Annotated in this window: 18 protein-coding genes and 3 pseudogenes; 10 read left to right on the forward strand and 11 right to left on the reverse strand. The window is 67.7% G+C overall.

Features of this window, described 5'->3' with window-relative positions:
• Positions 1–38: 38 nt before the first annotated feature.
• Together AB0H42_RS27870 and AB0H42_RS27875 are read left to right on the forward strand one after the other, a co-directional pair.
• Entirely contained in the window at positions 39–797 is a 759-nt protein-coding gene (locus AB0H42_RS27870; protein ID WP_357061273.1) for a MerR family transcriptional regulator, read from the forward strand.
• The gene (locus AB0H42_RS27875; protein ID WP_357061275.1) at positions 770–1876 is read left to right on the forward strand and encodes an alpha/beta hydrolase; all 1107 of its coding nucleotides are present in this window, start codon (positions 770–772) and stop codon (positions 1874–1876) included. The genes AB0H42_RS27870 and AB0H42_RS27875 overlap by 28 nt, the downstream gene beginning before the upstream one ends.
• A 103-nt stretch (positions 1877–1979) precedes the next feature.
• Here AB0H42_RS27875 and AB0H42_RS27880 read toward each other — a convergent pair whose 3' ends face one another.
• Positions 1980–2897 (reverse strand): LysR family transcriptional regulator, encoded by a 918-nt coding sequence (locus AB0H42_RS27880; protein ID WP_357061278.1) that lies wholly within the window; start codon positions 2895–2897, stop codon positions 1980–1982.
• A 96-nt stretch (positions 2898–2993) separates the two neighbouring features.
• Between AB0H42_RS27880 and AB0H42_RS27885 the strand changes: the two genes are divergently transcribed.
• Entirely contained in the window at positions 2994–4208 is a 1215-nt protein-coding gene (locus AB0H42_RS27885; RefSeq protein WP_357061279.1) for an MFS transporter, read from the forward strand.
• Positions 4209–4318: 110 nt separating this feature from the next.
• Here AB0H42_RS27885 and AB0H42_RS27890 read toward each other — a convergent pair whose 3' ends face one another.
• Positions 4319–4807: a winged helix-turn-helix transcriptional regulator gene (locus AB0H42_RS27890; protein WP_357061281.1), complete on the reverse strand. Its 489-nt coding sequence runs from the start codon at positions 4805–4807 to the stop codon at positions 4319–4321.
• Positions 4808–4894: 87 nt separating this feature from the next.
• On the opposite strand from AB0H42_RS27890, the gene AB0H42_RS27895 reads away from it, so the two are divergent.
• Complete coding sequence (locus AB0H42_RS27895; RefSeq protein ID WP_357061283.1) at positions 4895–5677, forward strand: SDR family oxidoreductase; 783 nt, start codon at positions 4895–4897, stop codon at positions 5675–5677.
• A gap of 46 nt (positions 5678–5723) precedes the next feature.
• Positions 5724–6095, forward strand: a complete 372-nt coding sequence (locus AB0H42_RS27900; protein WP_357061286.1) for a nuclear transport factor 2 family protein — start codon at positions 5724–5726, stop codon at positions 6093–6095.
• Positions 6096–6175: 80 nt separating this feature from the next.
• On the opposite strand, the gene AB0H42_RS27905 is transcribed toward AB0H42_RS27900, so the two are convergent.
• Together AB0H42_RS27905 and AB0H42_RS27910 are read right to left on the reverse strand one after the other, a co-directional pair.
• On the reverse strand, positions 6176–6802 hold the full coding sequence (locus AB0H42_RS27905) for a LysE family transporter (protein ID WP_357061288.1): 627 nt from the start codon (positions 6800–6802) through the stop codon (positions 6176–6178).
• A gap of 93 nt (positions 6803–6895) precedes the next feature.
• Positions 6896–7699: an AraC family transcriptional regulator gene (locus AB0H42_RS27910; RefSeq protein WP_357061290.1), complete on the reverse strand. Its 804-nt coding sequence runs from the start codon at positions 7697–7699 to the stop codon at positions 6896–6898.
• 72 nt (positions 7700–7771) lie between these two features.
• On the opposite strand from AB0H42_RS27910, the gene AB0H42_RS27915 reads away from it, so the two are divergent.
• Positions 7772–8407: an AAA family ATPase gene (locus AB0H42_RS27915; protein ID WP_357061292.1), complete on the forward strand. Its 636-nt coding sequence runs from the start codon at positions 7772–7774 to the stop codon at positions 8405–8407.
• 70 nt (positions 8408–8477) lie between these two features.
• Here the strand turns inward: AB0H42_RS27915 and AB0H42_RS27920 are convergent, their stop codons facing one another.
• The 3 genes from AB0H42_RS27920 to AB0H42_RS27930 all read right to left on the reverse strand — a co-directional run bounded on the left by AB0H42_RS27920 (position 8478) and on the right by AB0H42_RS27930 (position 12497).
• Positions 8478–9749 carry an acyltransferase gene (locus AB0H42_RS27920; RefSeq protein WP_357061294.1) on the reverse strand — a complete coding sequence of 424 codons (1272 nt, stop codon included), beginning with the start codon at positions 9747–9749 and terminating at the stop codon, positions 8478–8480.
• Entirely contained in the window at positions 9746–10648 is a 903-nt protein-coding gene (locus AB0H42_RS27925; RefSeq protein ID WP_357061297.1) for an SGNH/GDSL hydrolase family protein, read from the reverse strand. Before AB0H42_RS27925 ends, AB0H42_RS27920 begins: the two co-directional genes overlap by 4 nt.
• 886 nt (positions 10649–11534) lie before the next feature.
• Positions 11535–12497 carry an AraC family transcriptional regulator gene (locus AB0H42_RS27930; RefSeq protein ID WP_357061299.1) on the reverse strand — a complete coding sequence of 321 codons (963 nt, stop codon included), beginning with the start codon at positions 12495–12497 and terminating at the stop codon, positions 11535–11537.
• 86 nt (positions 12498–12583) lie between these two features.
• Here AB0H42_RS27930 and AB0H42_RS27935 point away from each other — a divergent pair, with 86 nt between their 5' ends.
• Positions 12584–13012, forward strand: coding sequence for a nitroreductase family deazaflavin-dependent oxidoreductase (locus AB0H42_RS27935; RefSeq protein ID WP_357061302.1), 429 nt, complete (start codon positions 12584–12586; stop codon positions 13010–13012).
• 99 nt (positions 13013–13111) lie between these two features.
• Positions 13112–13642 (forward strand): MOSC domain-containing protein, encoded by a 531-nt coding sequence (locus AB0H42_RS27940; RefSeq protein ID WP_357061305.1) that lies wholly within the window; start codon positions 13112–13114, stop codon positions 13640–13642.
• Between the two features lie 178 nt (positions 13643–13820).
• On the opposite strand, the pseudogene AB0H42_RS27945 reads toward AB0H42_RS27940, so the two are convergent.
• From AB0H42_RS27945 to AB0H42_RS27955, 3 genes and pseudogenes are all read right to left on the reverse strand, one after another.
• Positions 13821–14177: pseudogene (locus AB0H42_RS27945) on the reverse strand (pyridoxamine 5-phosphate oxidase); the annotation flags it as partial.
• Complete coding sequence (locus tag AB0H42_RS27950; RefSeq protein ID WP_357061308.1) at positions 14116–14241, reverse strand: hypothetical protein; 126 nt, start codon at positions 14239–14241, stop codon at positions 14116–14118. The pseudogene AB0H42_RS27945 and the gene AB0H42_RS27950, both read right to left, overlap by 62 nt.
• A 221-nt stretch (positions 14242–14462) precedes the next feature.
• Entirely contained in the window at positions 14463–15302 is an 840-nt protein-coding gene (locus AB0H42_RS27955; protein ID WP_357061315.1) for an alpha/beta hydrolase, read from the reverse strand.
• A gap of 431 nt (positions 15303–15733) precedes the next feature.
• Here AB0H42_RS27955 and AB0H42_RS27960 point away from each other — a divergent pair.
• A pseudogene (locus AB0H42_RS27960) lies at positions 15734–18745 on the forward strand (Tn3 family transposase).
• A gap of 281 nt (positions 18746–19026) precedes the next feature.
• Here the strand turns inward: AB0H42_RS27960 and AB0H42_RS27965 are convergent.
• The gene (locus AB0H42_RS27965; protein WP_357061310.1) at positions 19027–19671 is read right to left on the reverse strand and encodes a class I SAM-dependent methyltransferase; all 645 of its coding nucleotides are present in this window, start codon (positions 19669–19671) and stop codon (positions 19027–19029) included.
• Positions 19672–20007: 336 nt separating this feature from the next.
• Here AB0H42_RS27965 and AB0H42_RS27970 point away from each other — a divergent pair.
• A pseudogene (locus AB0H42_RS27970) lies at positions 20008–20595 on the forward strand (site-specific integrase); the annotation flags it as partial.

A 20595-nucleotide genomic window follows, 5' to 3' on the forward strand; every position in this document is an offset into this window, starting at 1 on the left:
TTGCAGATGACGTTACGTCATCTGCAAGGCTCGCTGTCATGCCTGCTCGGGACGCATCGGAATGGATCGCCGTGGGTGACGTCGCGCGCCGGTGCGAGACCACGGTGCGCACGCTGCAGTACTACGACCGGATCGGGCTGTTGGTCGCGGAACGGGACGGCAGTGGACGCCGGCGCTACGGCCCGGAGCACCTGGATCGTCTCCGCCGTATCCAGCTGCTGACCAGTGCGGGGTTGCGGCTCGACGAGGTCGGCGCGGCGCTCGATCGGCAGGCCGGCCGGCCGCTGGTCGAGACCTACAGCGAACAGGTCCGGCTCCTCGAGATCGCGGAGCTGCGATTGCGGTGTCAGCGGACCGTGCTGGCCGCGGTGACGCAGGTATTGCGGGAACATCCGGAGGCCCGGGTGCCGGCCGGGGTCGTGGCCGCCACCATGAGCCTCGACCGCACCCTGCTGCGCCACCCCGGTGTGCGAAATCCGGGCGCGCGTGCGCCTGTCGGCCTCGATATCGATGTGGAGCGGGTGATCACCACCTACTTCAACTGGAAGGCGCATGCGGTCCAGGCGCTGCTGCTGGTGGAAAACGAGGTGCCGGCCGATTCGCGCTCGGGTCGTCGCCTCGGCCGGGAATGGCAGGAGACCACGGAGTACGCGCTCCGGGGCCAGCCCGCCGGAACCGGCGAACTGTACCGCGCGATGGAACGGTCCGATCACAGCTGGCCACCGGAAGACCGTGTGCTGCATCAGAAAACGAAGGGTTTCCTCGACCGATGTCTACTCGTCGCACAGCAGAAATGACCGCGGCCACCTCCGCCGGGCGGGCCGAAGACGAACCCGGCCGCGGTGCGGAACCCACTGCCGGAGCGGCCGGTGACGAGGGAGCCCGGCGGACCGGCCGGCCACGGTCGCGGTTCCGCAGGGCAACGCTGGTCGTCGCCCTGCTCGTCGCCGCGATGATTCTGGCGTGGCTCATCCTGCGGGACACCGCGCCGGTGGGTCATTTCGACTCGGCCGGCGACAAGGCCCGCTATCTGGAGGCGTACAACGAGGCGATGCGGGAGATGCCCGCACCGGAGCGTGTTCTCGACGTGCGGACGAGCTACGGGATTGTGCGGGTATACCGATACACCGGTCCGGAGGGGGCCGGCGAGCGGGCGCCGTTCCTCCTGCTTCCCGGCACACGATCGGGCGCACCTGTATTCGCCGACAATATGCCCGGCCTGCTCGCTCAGCGTGCGGTGTACGCGCTGGACCTGCTGGGTGAACCCGGAATGAGCGTGCAGGACCGTCCCATCGAAACCCACGCCGACCAGGCCCGCTGGCTGCACGAAGTCCTCCTCGCGCTGCCCGAACCGGAATTCCACCTGCTCGGGCTCTCGATCGGCGGCTGGACCGCGGCCAATCTCGCCGTTCACGAACCCGAGAAGGTCGCGAGTCTGATCCTGGTCGAGCCGGTGCAGACATTCGCGGGGCTCTCCACAGAGTTGCTGGTGCGGTCGCTGTCGGCGAGCGTGAGCTGGTTCCCGAAGTCGTGGCGGGACAGTTTCAACAGCTGGAGCGCCGGTGGCGCACCGGTCGAGGACGTTCCGATCGCCCGAATGATCGAGGCCGGAATGTCCTCGTACACAATGAGACTACCGACACCGAATCTGATCGGCCCGGAGCGGCTCCGCGCCTTGGAGATGCCGGTGCTGGCGATTATCGCCGGCGACTCGCCCATGCACGACAGCGGTACTGCCGCACGGACCGCGCGGGAGAATCTGCGCCACGGCAGGGTGCAGGTCTACCCCGGCGCTTCCCACGCGATCAACGGTGAACAACCGGAACGGATCGCCGCCGATATCGAGGAATTCCTCGCCGGCCATCCTGGCTCATGAGGTCACGGCGATCGTCGGAGCGTTCCGGCAACGGCCGGAGTGTCGGCTCCTGATCGCACCGCACGGGAAATCCACCAGGACGTGCGTCGGCCGCGGCACGTTCTCAGGCGCGCTGCCACGTCGATTCCGCGATATCGGGGAGTGCGCCCAGTAATGCCGCCAGCTTCGTCAAGTGCGCGGGGCGCTGCGCGGAACGCCAGATCAGTGCCATTCTGGACTCCTCGTCGAATCCGGTGACGCGCACGTAGCGCAGGTCGGCGCGCTGGTTGCGCTCGGCCACCGGCCGGCAGGTCAACATCGCGTACCGACCGGTCGCGGCCAGAGTCATCCCCTCCTGCAGGGTCGCCACGCGGACCGTACCCGCGATCTGCTTCCCGAGCGGTGTGAAACGCGGGAAGTGCACATCCCGCCAATACCAGGGCGCCGGCCCGTCCACCGATATGAGGTCGACGTCCGCCAGCGCTTCGGCATCGATACGCTCCGCCCGTGCCAGCGGATGTCCGTGGCTCACGGCCAGCATCCGCGGCGCGGGTGGGAACGCGAACCCGACCGTGAGCCCAGGCTCCCGAACCGGGAGCAACGCGACGGCGGCATCGATATCGCCGGCCAGCAGTGCACCGAATGGATCACCCAGCGGCAGCTCCCGGAGCGACAGGGCCGCGCCCGGGTTCTCCTGGGTGAATCGGGCCAGTGTCCAGGTGATCGTCTCGTAGGCGAGGCCCTGGAAACCGATCCGGATGGGCGCGGCTCGCCCGGCCTCCTGCCGTGCGCTGTCGACCAGCTCGATCAGCCGGGTGTAAGTGGGACGCACCCGGTCTACGAACTCCGCGCCGCTCTCGGTGAGCGCCACCCGGCGGCTGGTGCGTGCCACGAGCTGTGTCCCGATCTTGCGTTCCAGGGCGGCGACGAGCTGGCTGACCCGGCTCTGCGATACCCGCAGCCGCTGTGCTGTCCGGCCGAAGTGCAGTTCCTCGGCCAGTACGAGCAGACATTCCAGCTCGCGGACGGGAAGGTCCGGCATCCCGCTCCCTCCGTCACGGCGATCGATGAGTTCAGCTGATCGAACAATGAGCTGATCACTGTTGTTCCGACCCAGCGGGCGTCCTTGACTGGATTCATGTCCACTGTGCGTGAATCACCAGCACCCGCCGCCGAATCCGGCGACCGCTGGTCCTCGATCGTCGTCCTCGCCCTGTCCACATTTCTCGTTGTCACCTCGGAGATGCTTCCGGTCGGCGTGCTGACGCCGATGTCCGAAGGGCTGGGCGTCACGCCGGGAACAGCCGGGTTCAGCCTGGCCGTCACCGGGGTCGTGGCCGCCCTGGCCGCACCGTTCGTCTCCCGGATGATCGGCGGCGCGGACCGGCGCCACGTCCTGGTGGCGGCCGCGCTCGTGCTCGCCGCCGGAAATCTGATCACCGCGATCGCCCAGGGATTCGCCGTGCTAGCGCTCGGCCGCGTGGTCGTCGGATTCGCCATGGCGGCGGTGTGGGCGCTCGCGGCGGCGCTCGCCACCCGGCTGGTCGATGCGCGTCGCGCGGGGCGGGCGGTGTCGACCGTCGTCAGCGGAGTAGCGGTAGCGTCCGTGCTGGGGGTTCCGTTCGGTACATTTCTCGGTGCTATGGCGGGGTGGCGCAGCGCTTTCGGCCTACTCGCGCTGGCTGCTCTTGTGCTCGCCGCAGGGCTTGCCGCGCTCCTGCCTGCACTACCACCCGAGCGGGACGCCGGATCGGCCGGGAATTCCGGTTCTCTGCTGGCGATTCCGGCGGTGCGCCGCGGGCTGATCGTGGTGACCCTCCTGGTCACCGCGCATTTCGCCGCCTACACCTACGTGCGGCCCACGCTGGAGGAATTGTCCGGGGTCCACGGTGCCGGTATCTCGCTGCTGCTCTTCCTCTACGGGCTCTGCGGGATCGCCGCGAATTTCGCCGCGGGGGCTGCCGCCGCACGCCGCGTCCGGTCGACAGTACTCGTCCTGGCGACCGGCATCACCGCCGCCCTGCTGGCGCTGCCGCTGGTGGGTACGGCCCCGATCGGCGCCGCGGTGGTACTGGTGCTGTGGGGGTTCTCCTACGGCGGTGTCTCGGTCTGCAGCCAGATCTGGGCCGTCCACGCCGTGCCCGAACGGCGCGAAGCCGTCACCGGTCTTTTTGTCGGCGCCTTCACCGGCAGTATCGCGCTGGGATCCTTCCTCGGTGGAGTCATCCTCGACGGTGCCGGATCAGTGGTGCTGCTCTGGGTCTCGGCGGGCGTAGCGGCCGCGGCCGCTCTGGTCACGGCGCCCGGCGGGGCCGTGACCGCCCGATCCGACATGGCCGCCCGATCCCATTGACACGGGTTCGTCCCGGGGGTTCGGACGGCGGCGGCCGGGCCGAGTGCCGGCGTTACCGCCGGTCTACTGCGCGGCGGCGTCGGCGGGCGCTGAGCGGTGGTCGGGCAGCGTTACCGGGTAACGCCGTCGTACCGCTTCCGCATGGCGGGTCCGGCCGCGGGGCCGGACGCATACACATACCGAGGGCTCTCGACGCGCTCACCGGTGGCGGCGTCGACCACGACCGGTTCGACCTCGCGACCTGTCTGCGCGTCGATCAGGATCATCGATCGCTGCTCCGGTGCCAGCTGTGCGTTGCGCCAGGCGGCGAGCGCGACGAGCGTGGGTCGTAGCGACCGGCCGAGGTCGGTGAGTACGTACTCGTATCGAGGCGGGTGGTCCCGGTAACGCTTCCGTTCGAGCAGGCCCGCCTCGACCAGGGATTTCAGCCGACTGGTCAGCATGCTCGACGAGAGCCCGATGTTGGCTTGGAACTCGTCGAACCGCGAGTATCCGTCGAAGCAGTCGTGCAGGATCAGCACCGTCCACCATTCGCCGATGATGCCCATGGTCGCCGACAGTGGGCATTCGCGATCCTCGAGGCGAATCTTGCTGACCATCTCGTATCAACTTCCTTTCCAATTTAGTGCTATGTTAGCAGTAACAGTCACTGCTGATATAGAAGTAACTCGATAGAGGGAGCCGCGATGACCTACCCCAAAACCCTGACGCTGGAGGGCCGCCGTGCGGTGGTATCGGGCGGAACGAAGGGGACCGGTGCCGCCGTGGTGGCGCGGTTGAAGTCCGCCGGAGCCTTCGTGACGGCGATCGCTCGGACCCCTGCCCAGGAGTCCGACGCGGATGCGTTCGTCGCCGCGGATCTCACCGACCCCCGGGCCGTACGGAACGTCGGCGAAGTCGTCGCGGCCTCGGGGACGCCCGACATACTCGTGCACGTCACCGGCGGATCGTCCGCACCGTCCGGTGGCTTTGCCGTCCTGGACGACGACCGCTGGCAGGAGGAATTGGATCTGAACCTACTGGCCGCGGTACGACTCGACCGAACCCTCGTGCCGGCCATGATGGAAGCCGGCCGCGGCGCGATCGTGCACATTTCCTCGATCCAGGCCCGCATGCCGCTCTGGGACGGGACGCTCGCCTACGCCGCGGCCAAGGCGGCGCTGCGCACCTACAGCCGCGGACTCGCCGATCAACTCGCACCCCACGGAATACGCGTCAACACCGTTTCGCCCGGCGGTATCCACACACCCGCGGCCGACCGCCTCGTCGACCGCCTCGCCGCGCAGTTGGACGGCGACCGGTCCGCGGCCCGCCGCTCACTCCTCGACGCCCTCGGCGGAGTCCCGCTCGGTCGCTTCGCCGAACCGCACGAGGTCGCCGAAGTCGTCGCCTTCCTGGTCTCCGACGCGGCGGCCGGCGTCGTCGGCGCCGACTACGTCATCGACGGCGGCACTACTCCCGTTGTGTGACCACCTCTTCCGACCACACCCACGACTCCTCGGAGGTACTTCCTCGATGAACCCGCTACTTGCCGACTGCCCGGACGCGGTCCGCGCCTACCTGACCCTTGCCGGGGGAGCGGACCGCACCGCCGCGGTGGCGCTCTTCGGAGATGACGCCCAGGTCACCGACGACGGGCACCGCTACACCGGTCCGGCCGAGATCAGGACGTGGCTGGGTCGGGTCGCGAACCAGTACTCCTACACGACCACCCCGATCGCCGTGCGCAACGACTCCGCCGCCGGGCAGACGTCCGTGCGGTGCCGGATCGAAGGAACATTCCCCGGCGGGCTGGTGGACCTCGACTACCGTTTCCGGCTCGACGGCTCCGGCCGGCTCCTGCGCCTCGCGATCACGCCGAGTGCGGAACAGCCCGAATCCGTATAGCCCGGGCGTCAGCCGCCCATTGGTCAGGCCGGCGGCCGGGGTTCGGCTTCGGGTCGACTACCCGGCCCCTGCCGCGATGCTCAGCGGAACGCCGCCATCAGGAGAATGCCGAGACCCAGCAGGATCAGCGCTACGCCGGACGCGCGTTCGAGCGTCGGAAGCACTCGAGCGAATCTGTTGAGGACGACGCGGTTGCCGATGAGGACAGAGATGAGCAGGTCCCAGATCAGCACGACACCGAACATCCATATGCCGTATGCGACGAGCTGTCCCGTGCTCGTGCCGACGGTGAGAACGGCGGCGAGACCGGCGTAGAAGAAGGCGTTCTTGGGGTTGAGGGCGGCCGAGCCGAACCCCGTCGCGGCGAGTTTCCACCAGCCTCCACCGGTGCGAACGGTTTCGGCGGCCGGCTCCCACTCGATCGACGTGGCTCCGGCCGAGCGCAGGAAGCGTATGCCGAGGTAGATGAGGAATCCGGCGCCCGCGATCTGGACAGCGGTGAACGTGATGGTGCCCGGCCGCAGGATCGACAGGCCCGCGAACGCGGTAGCGATGAAGACGGCGTTCGCGGCCGCGATGCCCGCACACGCACCTGTCGCGCGACGCCATCCGGTAGTCATCGACGAATGTGCGATGAGGAAGAAGTCGGGGCCCGGGGACAACAAGGCAAGGAAGTGAGCACCGGCCACAGCAGCGAATTGATTCATTCTTCCTCTGTGCTCGACGTGTACGGACCGAGTCACTGTGCCGTCGTCGCCGCAGAAGTGTCTTGAACGAAATTGCAGGGCCGGTGTGTCCGTTCAGCGGGTGGTGCCGGCGCGGTACGCACCGGGCGTGACCCCGGTGCGCGATCTGAAGATCCGGTGGAAGTGGCTCTGGTCGGCGAAACCGAGGTCGTTGGAGACTTCGGCCAGGTCATAGCCCGCACGGAGCCGGGAACGCGCTCTGATGATGCGCTCGTTGATCTGCCAGGCAATGGGCGGCAGCCCGGTGATATCACGGAACCGCCGAACCAGCTGGAACCGGCTCAGACCCGTGTCCCGGACCAGATCGCCGAGAGATACCTGCATGTTCGAGGTGCGGAGGTGCTCGAGGATGGGGGCGACGATGGCCAGGTCCGCCGCACCGACTCCGGTGCCGGCGAGGATATGAGCGGGCGCGGTCAGTATTTCGCCGAGAACAGTGACGAGCAGTTCTTCCTTCTCGCGCAGGTCGACGTCGGCGAACAGCACCTCGTTGAGGTGGCAGAACGCGGCGTATCGTCCAGGCTCGTCGATGACGCGTACGGGCCGATCGGCCCCCATACCGAGTTCGGGTAGAGATCCGGCGAGCCACGCCTCGTCCACGTGGAGCATCTGGTAGCTCCACCGGCCTTCGACGGGGTTGCAGGCATGGACTCGGTATGCGGGGATCACCACGAGACTTTTCGCCGTGAGTTGTACGGGACCCTCGGGTGCGCCGGTGAACACACTGCGCCCTTCGTCGACCGCCCCGATCGACATCGCATCGTGGGAGTGCGGCTTGTAGCACGACACGGTGCGGCAGGCGCGCCTGCTCTCGAGAAAGGGGAGCGCATCGCTACGCCAGAACTCTGCCTGCACCACAGGCTCGAGCCTAGAACGAAGTGTGTCGATCGCGTAGCGCTCGCCGGCGCATCCCCGGATAGGTTGGTGGCCATGCTGCTCTGGATCAACGGTCCCTTCGGCGGGGGAAAGACACAGACCGCGTTCGAACTGCATCGCCGGCTACCCGGGAGTGTGGTGTGTGACCCGGAAATGGTGGGATACGGCCTGCACCGGATGATGCCGCCGAACCTCCGGACCGACTTCCAGGACTATCCGAGCTGGCGGCAAGGCGTGTTCGAGGTACTGGACCAGGTGCTCCGCGAGCACGAGGGTGTGGTGATCGCCCCGATGACCGTCGCCAACCCCCGATACTTCGACGAGACGGTCGGGCGCTTGCGCGAATCCGGCCACGATGTCCGCCACTTCGCGCTGCTGGCCCGCCGGGAAACAGTGCTGGATCGACTGCGCGATCGGGGGCTCGGCTTCGCTCCCATCCTGCGCGCAGTCGGCCAGGGTGATCTGCTGCTGCGTGCGGAACAGTTCGCGGTGGACAGGCTGGACTTCTGCCTCGAACAGCTGAGCAAGCCCGAGTTCGCCGACCATATCTGGACCGATACGACCCCGGTGGCAGCGGTCGCCGACCGAATCGCCGACACGGTCGGCGTGACACTGACGCCCGACACCGATAGCCGGATCCGAGGCAGGCTCCGCCGGATGGCCGTCACAGTCCGCAGTGTTCGTTTGTGAGTCGACCGTCAGGCGATCGAATCGTCGCCGCGCTCGATCGACAGCGGAGTCGGCTCCGGCATACCAGCTACTACCCGGGCACGGGTGGGGTCGATCCGGCCGGCTTCTCCCGCGCCGCGGTGCGGCGACCGGAGAATTTGCGCATCAGAGGATCGTCGATCCAGTGATAGATGGCCGCGGCCAGCACTGTGGACACGACCAAGCTCAGTCCGGCGAACCCCAGCCAGCCCAGCGGGCCGAACTGCTTTCCGCCGATGAGCAACCGGGTGATCAGCGCCATCACCGGAAACTGGATCAGATAGAAGGCGAAGGAGATATTGCCCAGCCAGACCATCCGCGGCGAGGCGCTGAACCCCCGGATCCCCGCGAGGTCGCGCGCGGCCAGCGTGGCCACCACGGCCGTCATCGGCGCGAGCAGCAGCGCCGACATCTTGTAGTTCGGCGGCACCACCCAGGTCGCCGCGTAGGCGATCGTCAGCACGATCATCGGCGGCGCCAGCCGGGTGTTGCGCCAGCGGCCCTCCAGCACCAGCCGTGCCGCGAGCACGCCGAGGAAGAATTCGGGCAGCCGCGAGAGCGGGAAGTTGTAGCTGAGCCAATAGGACGCAGCCACCGGGATATCCGGCTGCTCGAACCAGATGGGCGCGGCATGCAGTTCGAAGTACGGCGACACATCACCCGGTATCAGCCGCGGCGCGAACGTATTCGCGATCCCCTTGGGTCCGGGCACCCACAGGTAGTAAGCGGTGTGCAGCAACAGGATCGCCACCAGCAACCCCGCCAGCGCCCACCACACGTGATGGCTCTTGATCCGGCGCACCAGCGGCAGCGCGAGCGGAAAGCTCAAATAGAAAAGGATTTCCGCGGCCAGCGACCAGGACGGCACATTGAGCCCGCCGACCGTCGTCCACTTCGGCACCCAGGTGTGGATGAGCGCGAGGTTCGGCGCCCAGACCACCATCCGCGTCAAGGGGACGCTCGCCACCAGGATGAACGCGAGGGCCGCGACCAGATGGGTCGGGTAGATCTTCAACACCCGGCGCCAATAGAACCGCGGCACCGAGCTCCCCGGCCGGAACGACCAATAGATGATGAACCCGGACAGGACGAAGAAGAAGGTCACTCCCGCGGCGCCCAGCTGCATCGGCATCAGCTGATGGATCTGCCGGAACAACTCCGATTTCTGGAACGGATACACCGGCAGGAACACCAGGGCATGCAGCAGGAATACGGCGAACGCCGCCCACCAGCGCGCCCCCGTCAGCGACGGCAGCGCCGGTCGCGCCGCCGCCGCATCGAGGAACTCCGGTCCGGACTCGGTCCGGGGCGGCGCCAGGCTCACCGGCGGACCTGCTCGTACACCGTCTCTGCGGCCACCTCGTCACCGCGCGCCGAGGGATGGAACGGCATTCCGGCGACGTCGGCCGCGGGATCGAAGAAACCGTTCAGCCAGGGGTCGTCCGCGCACAGCCCGTGGCCCGCGGTCGCCGGGCGAATATCGACGAACTCGAGTTTCAGCAGCTCCGCGGCCTCCCGTTGCGCGGTATTCAGGCGGTCCAGGTATTCGGTCACCGCGCGGCCCCTCGGCTGCACGACCTCCCCGGCGCCGAGTACGTTCACGCACACGTGCTCCTGCGCCGCAGGGAACAGTTCCGGGTAACCGACCAGCATGATCCGAGCCTTCGGCGCGTAGTAGCGCATATAAGTGACCGCTTCACGGATGCGGTTGGCGTAGACCTGGCCCGTGACGTTCCGGTAGTCGGTGAACCGTCCCTGTTCGGCCGCCTCCAGCCCGCATCCGTCGACAAGGTTGAACACGCAGGGCTGCAACGACGTGATCATCGTCGCCGTACTGTTGCGGGCCCAGACGTCGTTCATCCCGGTCTGAATAGCGATGACCTCGGTTTCCGGCCCGAACGCCTGCTGCTTGGCGGCCTCGGCCACCTCGTGCACCAGCCACCAGCCGTCTCCCGTGGAGATGGTGGAGCCACTACAGGACACATCCACGAAGTCCGGCGTGCCCGCGAGCCCCATCCGTTCGCTCAGCCGATTCGGCCACGAGGTGGGCGCGTGCAGGCACTCCTTGGTCGCCGAGAAGAATTTCGGGTAGTTCGCGGTGAACGAATCACCGAGCACGACCAGGGACTTTCCCGCGGGCCGATTGTTTTCCACCGGCGCCGCGGCGGCCGGTGCGTACATGGTGGTCACGGTGAGTGCGGCCGCCACCACGGCGCCGGCCACTCCACCGCGATACCGAAAAAAGTTGCGGAACAAGACTTTCCCGTCGGTCAGTAGCCGGCCTGCGGATCGAAATCAGGCAGGGTGAGTGTCGGCTCGGGCTGGGCGGGTTCGGGCTGCGCGGGCGCCTCCGGCTGCGCGGGAGGCTCCGGTGCGGGCGCCTCGGCCGGCGGTTCCGCGACAGGCGGTACCGCCGCGGGCGGAGGTTCGACGGCGGCAGGGGGAGCCGTTGCCGGGCTCTGCGGCGCCGGGGTGGTCGAGGCAACGCTCGACGGCGCCGCCGCGCTGGTCGGAGCTACACTGGAGGTCGTCCCATGATTTTCGTGCGATTCGGAGTCGTCGCCACACCCGCTTACGCCGAGAACTACTGCGGCGCATGCGAACACGGTCACTAGGCAACGTTTCATGACGATTCCCGATCCTCCTGGCATTTCGGCCTTCTCTGAACCCCACCCATTCCGCGGCGCGGAGTTGTCGAGCATAGTATCGCCGGATTCGCCGAACCGTTACAGCCCGCATTTCCTTGGGCGGGGAAGGGGCTTCCCGGCGTTCGACCGGTCCGAAAGCAGGCATTGCGCCCGGGCCGCGGCGAGGATATGGACGGCTGCACCGTCCGGCGGCGCTGCCTGCTCAGTGGAACGGCCACCACCAGCGCAACGCGGCGGCGTTATGGCGTTCGCTGTCGGTGGCGCGCACCGCCGGGAGCCCCTCGGAGGGTGGCTCGACCGTCATATTCGTGACGATAGCGCAGCGGCGAATCCGCCGGTATCCGTTTCCGTGCGAGTGGTGCGGCGGCGTGCAGTTCGGAGCGGCTCGGCTCGGCTCGCCGCGGTGCCGGAATCGAGGGCGAGTCAAAGGTGGAAGTGATAGGGGGATGACCGTAGTGGCCTCATTCGGTGGCAGCCCCATGAGGGCGTGTCGGGACGCGCTCGGTCGCCCGCGCCGCGCTACGGAACTGCCCTGGGGCCTGCGAGCGTGTCCGGCGAAATGCTCGACTGAATGCGTAGACCGAGGTGTAGCCGACCGAGCGGGCGATGGCGTCGAGAGGGTCATCGCTGTCCCGCAACCGGATCGCGGCCAGATCCATCCGCCATCGCGTCAGGTATTCGGCCGGCGCGGTACCGGTGACGGCGCGGAACCGCCGCGTCAGTGTGCTGCGGGAGAGCGTCAGCTCCGCGGCGAGTGAGTCGATGGTCCACCCCCGGGCCGGCTCTTGATGGAGTTTGGCGAGCGCGTCGCTGACCACCGGGTCGGCCAGCACACCGAGCCAGGATCCATACACCTCGTCCGGGCTCTTCGCCAACCAGACCCGTAGCAACTGCACCAACAGGATGTCGACCAAGCGGTTGAGTACGAATGCGGTCGCGATCTGCGGGTAGGCCAACTCCCGCGACAGCAGCCGGACGGTGTCATCGAGACAGTTGCCGCCGTGGTCGGCCCTGATGTGCAGAACCTGCGGCAACGATGTCATCACCTGCGTCGACACCGTGCGGTCGTATTCGTAACTCGCGCCGAGGATATGCGTTTGCACCGCACCGGCGCCCAACCGCAACACACTGCCGTTCGCCATGGCCGCGTCGCCGCCGCACCCGCCGCACGGGGCCGGCGGCACGCCGGGAGCACTGCTCAGCGCGTGCTCTGCCCCGCTCGGCAACAGCACCACATCGCCGGGCATGAGCTGCTGCGCTTCCCGGCCGGGCAGGCACAGCCATGCGGTGCCCGAGGTGACGGCATAGAACGCGGCGTTGCGGCGCGCGTCCCATGAGATCCCCCAAGTGCCGCCCGCTTCGATGCGTGCACCCGCGGTACCGCGGACACCGCCTACCGCGAGTACGTCGGCAAGAATGTCCATATGATTGATGATAGTGCGACAAACGGATATGTTTCTGGCCGATTCAGCTATCGATCAATTCAAGACGTACCGCATATGGTCGAACCATGCCAGACGCGGACGACATCATCGAGATGAACAGCCAGGTCATCACCGAATTCCGGGAGAAGGGCGGCACCGTCGGCGGTATGTTCGAAGGCTTTCCGCTGATCCTTGTGCATCACATCGGCGCCCGATCCGGCGTCGAACGCATCGCCCCGCTGGTCCCCTACGTGGAGGGTGACCGGATCTTCGTCTTCGCGAGTCTGGGTGGCAGCCCGAAGCACCCGGCCTGGTACCACAATCTGGTGGCCAACCCGAACACCACCGTCGAGTACGGCGCAGAGACGTTCTCGGTCGCCGCTCGGGTGCTGCCCCGGGCCGAGCGCGACGAGGTCTACGCCAAGCAGGTCGCCGTGCAGCCCCAGTTCGGTGAGTACCAGCGCAAGACCGACCGGGTCATCCCCGTTGTCGAGTTGCACCGGACCGGCCACTGACGCGGGTGGCCGAGGCTGCCTCGATACACGTGGCGGTATCAAATGTATCCGGGCTGCGGACCAGTGACGCGAGTACAGTTGCGGCGAGTGAGAGCAATCGTGACGGCTGTCAGCCGCAGTGGGGAGCACACCTTCACCAAACCCACCGTCGCGAGCATCGGTCTCGTCGCCGGGCACGGCGTGGAGGGTGATGCCCATCGGGGCGTCACGGTCAAACACCGGTCCCGGGTGGCGCGTGATCCGAGCGCACCGAACCTGCGACAGGTCCACCTCATCCACTCCGAACTGTTCGACGACCTCCGTGCGGCCGGATTCGATGTGCGGCCGGGACAACTCGGCGAGAACGTCACCACTCGTGGTGTGGATCTGCTCGGTCTGCCCACCGGCACGCTCCTGCGGCTCGGTGCCGAAGCGGTGGTCGAGGTGACGGGTCTGCGCAACCCGTGCGTCCAGATCGACCACTTCCAGCGAGGTGTGCTCGAGCGCGTTGTCGGGCGCGACGAACAGGGGGCGGTGATACGCAGAGCCGGGATCATGTCGATCGTCCTGACCGGTGGCCGAGTCGTGCCCGGAGACGACATCATCGTCGAATTGCCCACCGGACTACACAGGCCACTTCAACCGGTCTAGACGCTGAGACCGGGCGATTCACACAGGTGTTCTAGTGGGCCGGCACGAAGCCCGGAGCCGGGGCCGCCTGCCGCGGTCGGCACGGCCTGGTCGTCGAGGTAGTCGTTCAGCCGGCGCGAATCGGTGGACATCTTCTGGAGATGCCGACCGATCCCGCGGGGTGAGCCGACAATTCTGGTCAAAAGTCGCTCGAGTAGTCCTGGCTGATCCAGCGGTCGGGGCGGATCGTGAACAGAACGGACTGGGCGCCGTCCATCTGATCGGCGAACGCGCGTCCGCCTTCGGGACCGAGATAGCGGACGGCGATGGCTTCCCGCGCCGCATGAGGGGACGGGGTTTCGGCATCGATGACGGTGCCCTCGACGATGACGTACTGATACGGCAGCTCTTCGCGCTGGACGACCAAGGTCACCACACCGGCTTCCTGGATGAGCCTGGCCTTGCGCCGGTTCGCGCCGGTATTGATCCTGATATCACCGGCCGGGACGTAGTCGTACCAGATCGGGACCGAGGCAGGCGGCCGTCCATCGGTCGCCGTCGGATTCGGGTGTGCGGGTGAGGTCGTATTCGATCCAGCCGAACGCGATCGAGTGGCTCATCGGGCGAGGTCGGCGTCCGTAGCCTTGTCCGGAACGTCCAGAGTGGTCCGGAGTCCGGCGGCCACTCGTTCCAACGTCGCTGTGTCGATTGAGCATTGATCGCGCCACAGTCGAATGGCCGATTCGATCGCCCGGTTTCGCGCGGGTCGCTTCGGCAAGCAACTTCGCCGAGCCGGCAGATCGGTCATATCCGGACTTCTGTGCTTTTGCCTACCGGCCGGCTACTGGGCGAGCACGGCGGCAGCGACCCGGTCGGCCGCGGCGTCGCGCAGAGCGGTACCCATGTCGTCGAGGACGAGCAGCCGCGCCCCGGGGATTTCGGCGGCGAGGACTTCACCGTTGCCGACCGGGAAGAACGGGTCGGCGCGACCGTGCACCACGAGCGTGGGCACGTCGAGCTCACCGAGCCGGCCTCGCCAGCGCGGGGCGCAGTCGAGCCGGGAGAACACCATCCCGAGCTGGTTCGCCTGGTGCACCGCGGGATCGCTCGACCGCGTCCGGTCCCAGATTCGGGCCGCCGTCGCCCGTGCCTGCTGCGGATCGTTGCCCATCGGCTCGGCGCCCTGGGCGGCGAACGCCGCGACAGCATCCCGGTCGGTCCAGTCCGGCCACGGGCGCGAGAACAGCGGGCCCATGACCGCGCTGTCGTGGTCGGGCAGGTCCTCGTCGACCGGGCCCGGCGCCACCGGCCGAGTGCCGACGAGGGTCAGTGCGGAGAACACGTCCGGGTGGTCCAGCGCGGCGACCTGAGCGACCATCCCACCGACGCCGATTCCACCGAGATGGGCAGTTCCGGTACCGAGCACCCCGACCAGCGCGGCCGCGTCGGAGGCGAGATCCCGCAAGTTGTAGGCCGGATTTTCCGGGTCGAGAGTCGTCGACGCGCCGGAGTCACGCAGGTCGTAACGGACCACACGCCGCCCGCCCGACGCGAGCCGCTCGCACAGCGCGTCGGGCCAGGACAACATCGTTGTGCCGCCGACCAGCAGGACCAGCGGATCGGCGTCGCGGCCGAAGCGCTGGATGCCCAGATCCACACCGTTCACCCGTACCGCGGTCATGCCCGATCCGAACGGTCTCGTCATACCTGGACTCCTATCTGTCGGCATACCCAACGGTGTCGACGACAGATTCACCCGGAAATCATCGGAGTAGCCGAGATCGTGTCCACGCGGCCCGCTATTCCGAGTTCTATCGGAAACCAGGAATAGCGAGGGCCCTGCTCCGACTTACGGAGGATGACGATCCGGCGATGGGTTTCTCGTTACCACAGCGCGACCGATGGGTTTGTGGCTCCCGTCCGGTCGAAGCTCGTGACACCCTAGGAAAGGACATCGCCATGTCGGGGTTCCGGTAGTAACCGCCGAAAAACCAACGGATATGGCGTAGCCGCAGCTGACTGCCGGTGAGGCCGTGGTTCGGTCTGCGGCGATGGCCGGTTGCTGGTTGGCTTGGCTCCCAACGCTATTGGTTGGTGTGGGAGGTCGGTTTCGTGGCGACGCGGGTGTTCGCGGATGAGGAGTTGGCTCGTCTGCGGGAATTCCCGGAGATCGGCCGCGAGGAGTTGTTCCGGTTCTTCACGCTCTCGCCGGCGGATCTGGCGTTCGTCGATCCGGGGCGCGTCGTGGTCCGGCTGATCGGCTCGGGATCGCGATCGCGTTGTGCACGTTGCCGTGGTTGGGGATCGTGCCTGATCGCGTGGTGACCGCCCCGCCGGTCGCGGTAGCCAGGTTGGCCGAGCAGCTGCGGGTCGACGGTACCGAGATCCGTTCCTACGGCCGCCGCGCTCAGACCCGCACCGACCATCTGCGCCTGGTCGCTCAGTATCTGGGGTGGCGGACCGCCGGTTCGCTCGAACTCAAGGAACTCGACGAGTTCCTGCTCGCGCGGGCGATGGAACACGATTCGCCGACCCTATTGTTTCGGTTGGGGTGTGAGTATCTGATCTCGGCGCGGGTGATCCGCCCGGGCCCGGTGAGCATGGTCGAACGCATCGCTCATGCCCGCGAGCAGGCCCAGCGCGAGACCTACGATCGCCTGGCGCATGAGTTCACTCCGGCGCGCTGCGCGGAGCTGGATGCGCTGCTGGTTACCGATGCCTCGCTGGGGGTGTCGCGGTTGCGGTGGTTGTCGACCGGGCCGGTGGAGGCGTCGGCGGCCGCGGTGCGCGCCGAGGTCGACAAGCTGGCGTTCCTGCGCGGCCTGGGCGCGGATCGCCTGGATATGTCGGTGCTGCCCGCCGAGCGGCGCCGGTTTTTGGCCACGATGGGCCGGCGATTGACCCCGCAGGCGCTGGAGCGCCGTGATCCGCAGCGCCGGTATCCGATCCTGCTGACAGTGTTGGCCCAGTCCGGCACCGATGTCCTCGATGAGGTCGTGGCGTTGTTCGATCAGGCGATCTCGGCGAAATTCGGGGCCGCCGAGCGCCGGATGCAGGCCGAGCTCGCCGAACGCGGCAAGACGGGCGAGGACCGCCAGGCGCTGTTGGATGATCTGCTGGCCATCCTCACCGATCCGGCGGTGGCCGATGAGATATCGGCGCGCTGATCCGTGGGGAGAAGATCGGGTGGGAACGCCTGCGGGCGGCGATCGCGCAGGCCAAACCGCGCCTTCCGCGTGATCACGGGCATCTGGCCGCGCTGGACTCCTCCTACAACTACCTGCGTCAGTTCACCCCCGCGGTGCTCGCCACGGTCGGCTTCGCCGGAGGGACCGCCGCGTCCGAGCTGCTGATCGCAGTCGCGATGCTGCGCGAGCTCAACGCCACCGGCCGCCGAAAGGTCTTCGACGAGGCTCCGACCGGGTTCGTGCCCACGAAGTGGCGCGGCTACCTCGAACAGGCGCGCAAGTCCGGCAGCGCCACCGCCTACCGGCACTACTGGGAGCTGTGTGTGCTGCTCGGGTTACGTGACGGGCTGCGCAGTGGAGACGTGTTCGTTCCCGGCTCACGCCGCTATGCCGACCCGGCCGCCTACCTGCTCACGCTGCAGCAGTGGGAACCGCAGCGCACCGAGTTCTGTCGCCTGGTCGGTCGCTCGGCCGATCCCGGCGTCGCGCTGGCCGCTGTCGTTGACGAACTGCATACCGCGGTCGGTGAACTCGAGGCGGTGCTCGCCGACGGGGAGGGCCCGGTGCGGTTGGACGGGGAATCCGGGGGTCTGATCATCTCCCCGTTGACCGCGGAGGACGTGCCGGCCGAGGCGGTCGCGCTGAAGGCCGAGCTGACCGAGATGCTGCCGTTCGCGCCGATCGTGTCGTTGTTGATCGAGCTGGACAAACGCACCGGCTATCTGGACTGTTTCACCCACGCCGGCGGGCAGGCGTCACGGACGCCGGAGTTGAAACGCAACCTGATCGCCGTGTTGCTCGCGCACTCGACGAACCTGGGTCTGACGCGGATGGCCGAGGCCTGCGGGATCTCCTACGACATCTTGTCCTGGACCGACGAATGGTATGTGCGTGAGGAGACCCTGCGCGCGGCCAACCTCGCGATCATCGACTACCACCAACGGCTCCCGCTCACCCCGGTGTTCGGCACCGGCACCCTGTCCTCCAGCGATGGGCAGCGGTTCCCGACGCGCGGGAAATCCACGACTGCCCGTTGAGCCGCTACTTCGCGAACGAGGGGCTGTCGACCTACACCCATGTCACCGACTCCCACGCCACCTACGGCACGAAGGTGATCGTGGCGACCAAACGCGAAGCCCACTACGTGCTCGACGAGATCCTGGGCAATGCCACCGATCTGCCGATCACCGAACACGCCACCGACACCCACGGGGTCACCCTGGTCAACTTCGGCCTGTTCGACCTGCTCGGTATGCAGCTGTCCCCGCGCATCCGGGACCTTGGCCGCATCACCCTCTACCGGCCGGGCCCGCGCGCCGACGCCGAGGATCAGTTCCCGCACGCGGGCCCGTTGATGACCCGTAAGGCCAACCTGGATTTGGTCGCCGAGCACTGGGACGATCTGCTGCGGTTGGCCGGATCGTTGAAGTTCGGGCACGCCACCGCGTCCCTGCTGGTCGGCAAGCTCTCGGCGTCGGGTCGCCAGAACACCCTGGCCGCGGCGCTCAAGGAGTACGGGGCGTTGCGGCGCACCATCTACGCCGCGAAGTACCTGGCCGATCCGGACTACCGGCGCAAGATCGCCCGCCAGCTCAACAAGGGCGAATCCCTGCACGCACTGCGCCGGGATCTGCTCTACGCCCACGAGGGCATGATCCGGGCCCGCCAGCTCGCCGACCAGACCGAGCAAGCGTGGTGTCTGACCCTGGCCACCAACGCCGTGATCGCCTGGACCACCGAGTACTACGGCCTCGCGGTCGAGCAGATGCGCCGGGCCGGCCACCGCATCGACGACGAGGTCCTGGCCCACATCTCACCCGCGCACAGCGCCAACATCAACTTCTTCGGCGCGATCGAAGTCGACATCGACGCCGAACTCGCCGCGCTCGGCCCGACCGGCTACCGGCCGCTGCGGGTGCGTGACACCCTGTTCTGACCGGTCCCGGCGCTACCCCAGGGCCCGGTTCGTGTGCTCGCGGCCGAGCCATTCGGTGGTCGTCATATCGGGGATCAGGTCCGCGCAGGATCGTCCGTTTCCTGTGTCCAGTCGTGGTCCCAGGCTCGCGGGTAGTGCGGTCCGGCGACGTAGCCGAAGGAGTAGGGGCGCCCTCGACTCCGATCCGCAGCTTGTCGGCGGTGATGCCCGCCCACTGGCGTCCGGAGTGCCAGATGATCACCCGCCACACCGGTCAGTGGCGAGCCCGACATATGCAGAGGTTAGGACTTACTGCGTGCGAAAAGAATCGCTTGCTGAGCTTTCGCATCCGGGTCGAGCAGCATCTGGGCCTCGACCACGAATCCGGCATCGTGCAGCCAGGATGCCACCTGGTTCGGCTGACGGTGGTGGACATGGACCTTCATCGGGTGACCGCCGTAGCCCTCCGTCTTCAACAGCGACTCGTCGCCGACGTGAAACAGGAGTTGCAACGGTCCGCCGGGACGCAACGCTCGGTGGAAGCGCCCGAACACAGTCGGCACCTCGTCGTCGGGGATGTGGATCAACGACTGCCAGGCGAGCAGGCCGGCCACCGAAGCGACGGGCAGGTTCAGCTCCGTCATCGAGCCCACCTCGAACCGCAGGCCGGGGTGGTCGCGCCGGGCCACGTCGATCATCGCCGGGGAGATGTCGATACCGAAGGCGTCGACACCGAGCTCATGCAGGTGGGCGGTGACTTCACCGGGGCCGCAGCCGACGTCCGCGACCGGTCCGCCGCCAGCGGTCCGCACGCTGTCGGCGAACAACGCCAGAGCCGCGCGAAGGTACTGGTGTCCGGCGAGGGCGCCGCGCACTTGGTCGGCATAGCTGACCGCGACCGTGTCATAAGAGGTTCGGGTGTCGGCCAACCAGTCATCCGTGGTCATGACCGGCACGATATTCCATGATCGCGGCGGACTCGGCGCTACCCGGGAACGACAAAGGTGCCTCCACCCGGCCGGGTGGAGGCACCGGTAGGCAGGACGGCATTGCTCATGGCGCGGGCCCCGAGAGACTCTGGCCGCCTCTGTCATCCGGTGGCGTGGGCATCAGTGACTGCGGCGAACGGCGGTACGCGTCTGGCTGTGACCGCGCAACGATAGTAGTGACCCCGGATAATGGGCTGTTATCCGGGATATCGTGAGACTCGACCTGCGGCGGACCCGCTCCGCCGCGTACACGAAGCGACCCCGTTATCCGGGGCAAGCCGGAGAAGGGATCCGATGGCCGCGAAGGTGACCTGGCTGCGCACCGCGGCGCCGCGCACCCTGCGCTCGTCCGCCGACGCGTTCCTCGACACGATCGGATCGGCCAACACCCGCCGCGCCTACGGCATCGCGATCGTCAAGACCGTCGACCAGCTCGACGGCCGCGGCCCTGATGGGCTTATCGGGCACAGCCGCGCTCTGGACTCGGTCACCGACGCCGAAATCGGCGCCGCGCTGGAAACCCTGTGGGGCAACTCGGCGGTCAACACCTGGAACGCGCGCCGCGCCGCGGTCGGTAAATGGCTGAGCTGGTGCGCCGAACAGGGCTGGACCGCACCGACGCTCCCGGCCTCAGCCGGGCGGTCGACACCACCGGACTCCGAGACCCCGGTCCGTTCGCGCACCGCGATCGACCGGCTCATCGCCCGCCGCGATATCCACCTGCGCGAGAAGACGCTGTGGCGGATGCTGTACGAAACCTGCGCCCGCGCCGAAGAACTACTCCAGGTCAACATCGAAGACCTCGACCTCGCCGGCCGCACCGCGGCGGTGAAGTCCAAGGGCGCCAAACCCCGCACCCGCCGCCGCGGCGCCACCCACCAC

It is taken from the genome of Nocardia sp. NPDC050799, from assembly GCF_040654015.1.
In the GTDB taxonomy this organism is placed as follows: Bacteria; Actinomycetota; Actinomycetes; order Mycobacteriales; family Mycobacteriaceae; genus Nocardia.

Coding starts and splice junctions, on each gene's coding strand:
- AB0H42_RS27870 (WP_357061273.1), top strand. CDS start 39: ATGCCTGCTCGGGACGCATCGGAATGGATCGCCGTGGGTGACGTCGCG.
- AB0H42_RS27875 (WP_357061275.1), top strand. CDS start 770: ATGTCTACTCGTCGCACAGCAGAAATGACCGCGGCCACCTCCGCCGGG.
- AB0H42_RS27880 (WP_357061278.1), bottom strand. CDS start 2,897: ATGCCGGACCTTCCCGTCCGCGAGCTGGAATGTCTGCTCGTACTGGCC.
- AB0H42_RS27885 (WP_357061279.1), top strand. CDS start 2,994: ATGTCCACTGTGCGTGAATCACCAGCACCCGCCGCCGAATCCGGCGAC.
- AB0H42_RS27890 (WP_357061281.1), bottom strand. CDS start 4,807: ATGGTCAGCAAGATTCGCCTCGAGGATCGCGAATGCCCACTGTCGGCG.
- AB0H42_RS27895 (WP_357061283.1), top strand. CDS start 4,895: ATGACCTACCCCAAAACCCTGACGCTGGAGGGCCGCCGTGCGGTGGTA.
- AB0H42_RS27900 (WP_357061286.1), top strand. CDS start 5,724: ATGAACCCGCTACTTGCCGACTGCCCGGACGCGGTCCGCGCCTACCTG.
- AB0H42_RS27905 (WP_357061288.1), bottom strand. CDS start 6,802: ATGAATCAATTCGCTGCTGTGGCCGGTGCTCACTTCCTTGCCTTGTTG.
- AB0H42_RS27915 (WP_357061292.1), top strand. CDS start 7,772: ATGCTGCTCTGGATCAACGGTCCCTTCGGCGGGGGAAAGACACAGACC.
- AB0H42_RS27930 (WP_357061299.1), bottom strand. CDS start 12,497: ATGGACATTCTTGCCGACGTACTCGCGGTAGGCGGTGTCCGCGGTACC.
- AB0H42_RS27935 (WP_357061302.1), top strand. CDS start 12,584: ATGCCAGACGCGGACGACATCATCGAGATGAACAGCCAGGTCATCACC.
- AB0H42_RS27950 (WP_357061308.1), bottom strand. CDS start 14,241: ATGAGCCACTCGATCGCGTTCGGCTGGATCGAATACGACCTCACCCGC.
- AB0H42_RS27955 (WP_357061315.1), bottom strand. CDS start 15,302: ATGACCGCGGTACGGGTGAACGGTGTGGATCTGGGCATCCAGCGCTTC.
- AB0H42_RS27965 (WP_357061310.1), bottom strand. CDS start 19,671: ATGACCACGGATGACTGGTTGGCCGACACCCGAACCTCTTATGACACG.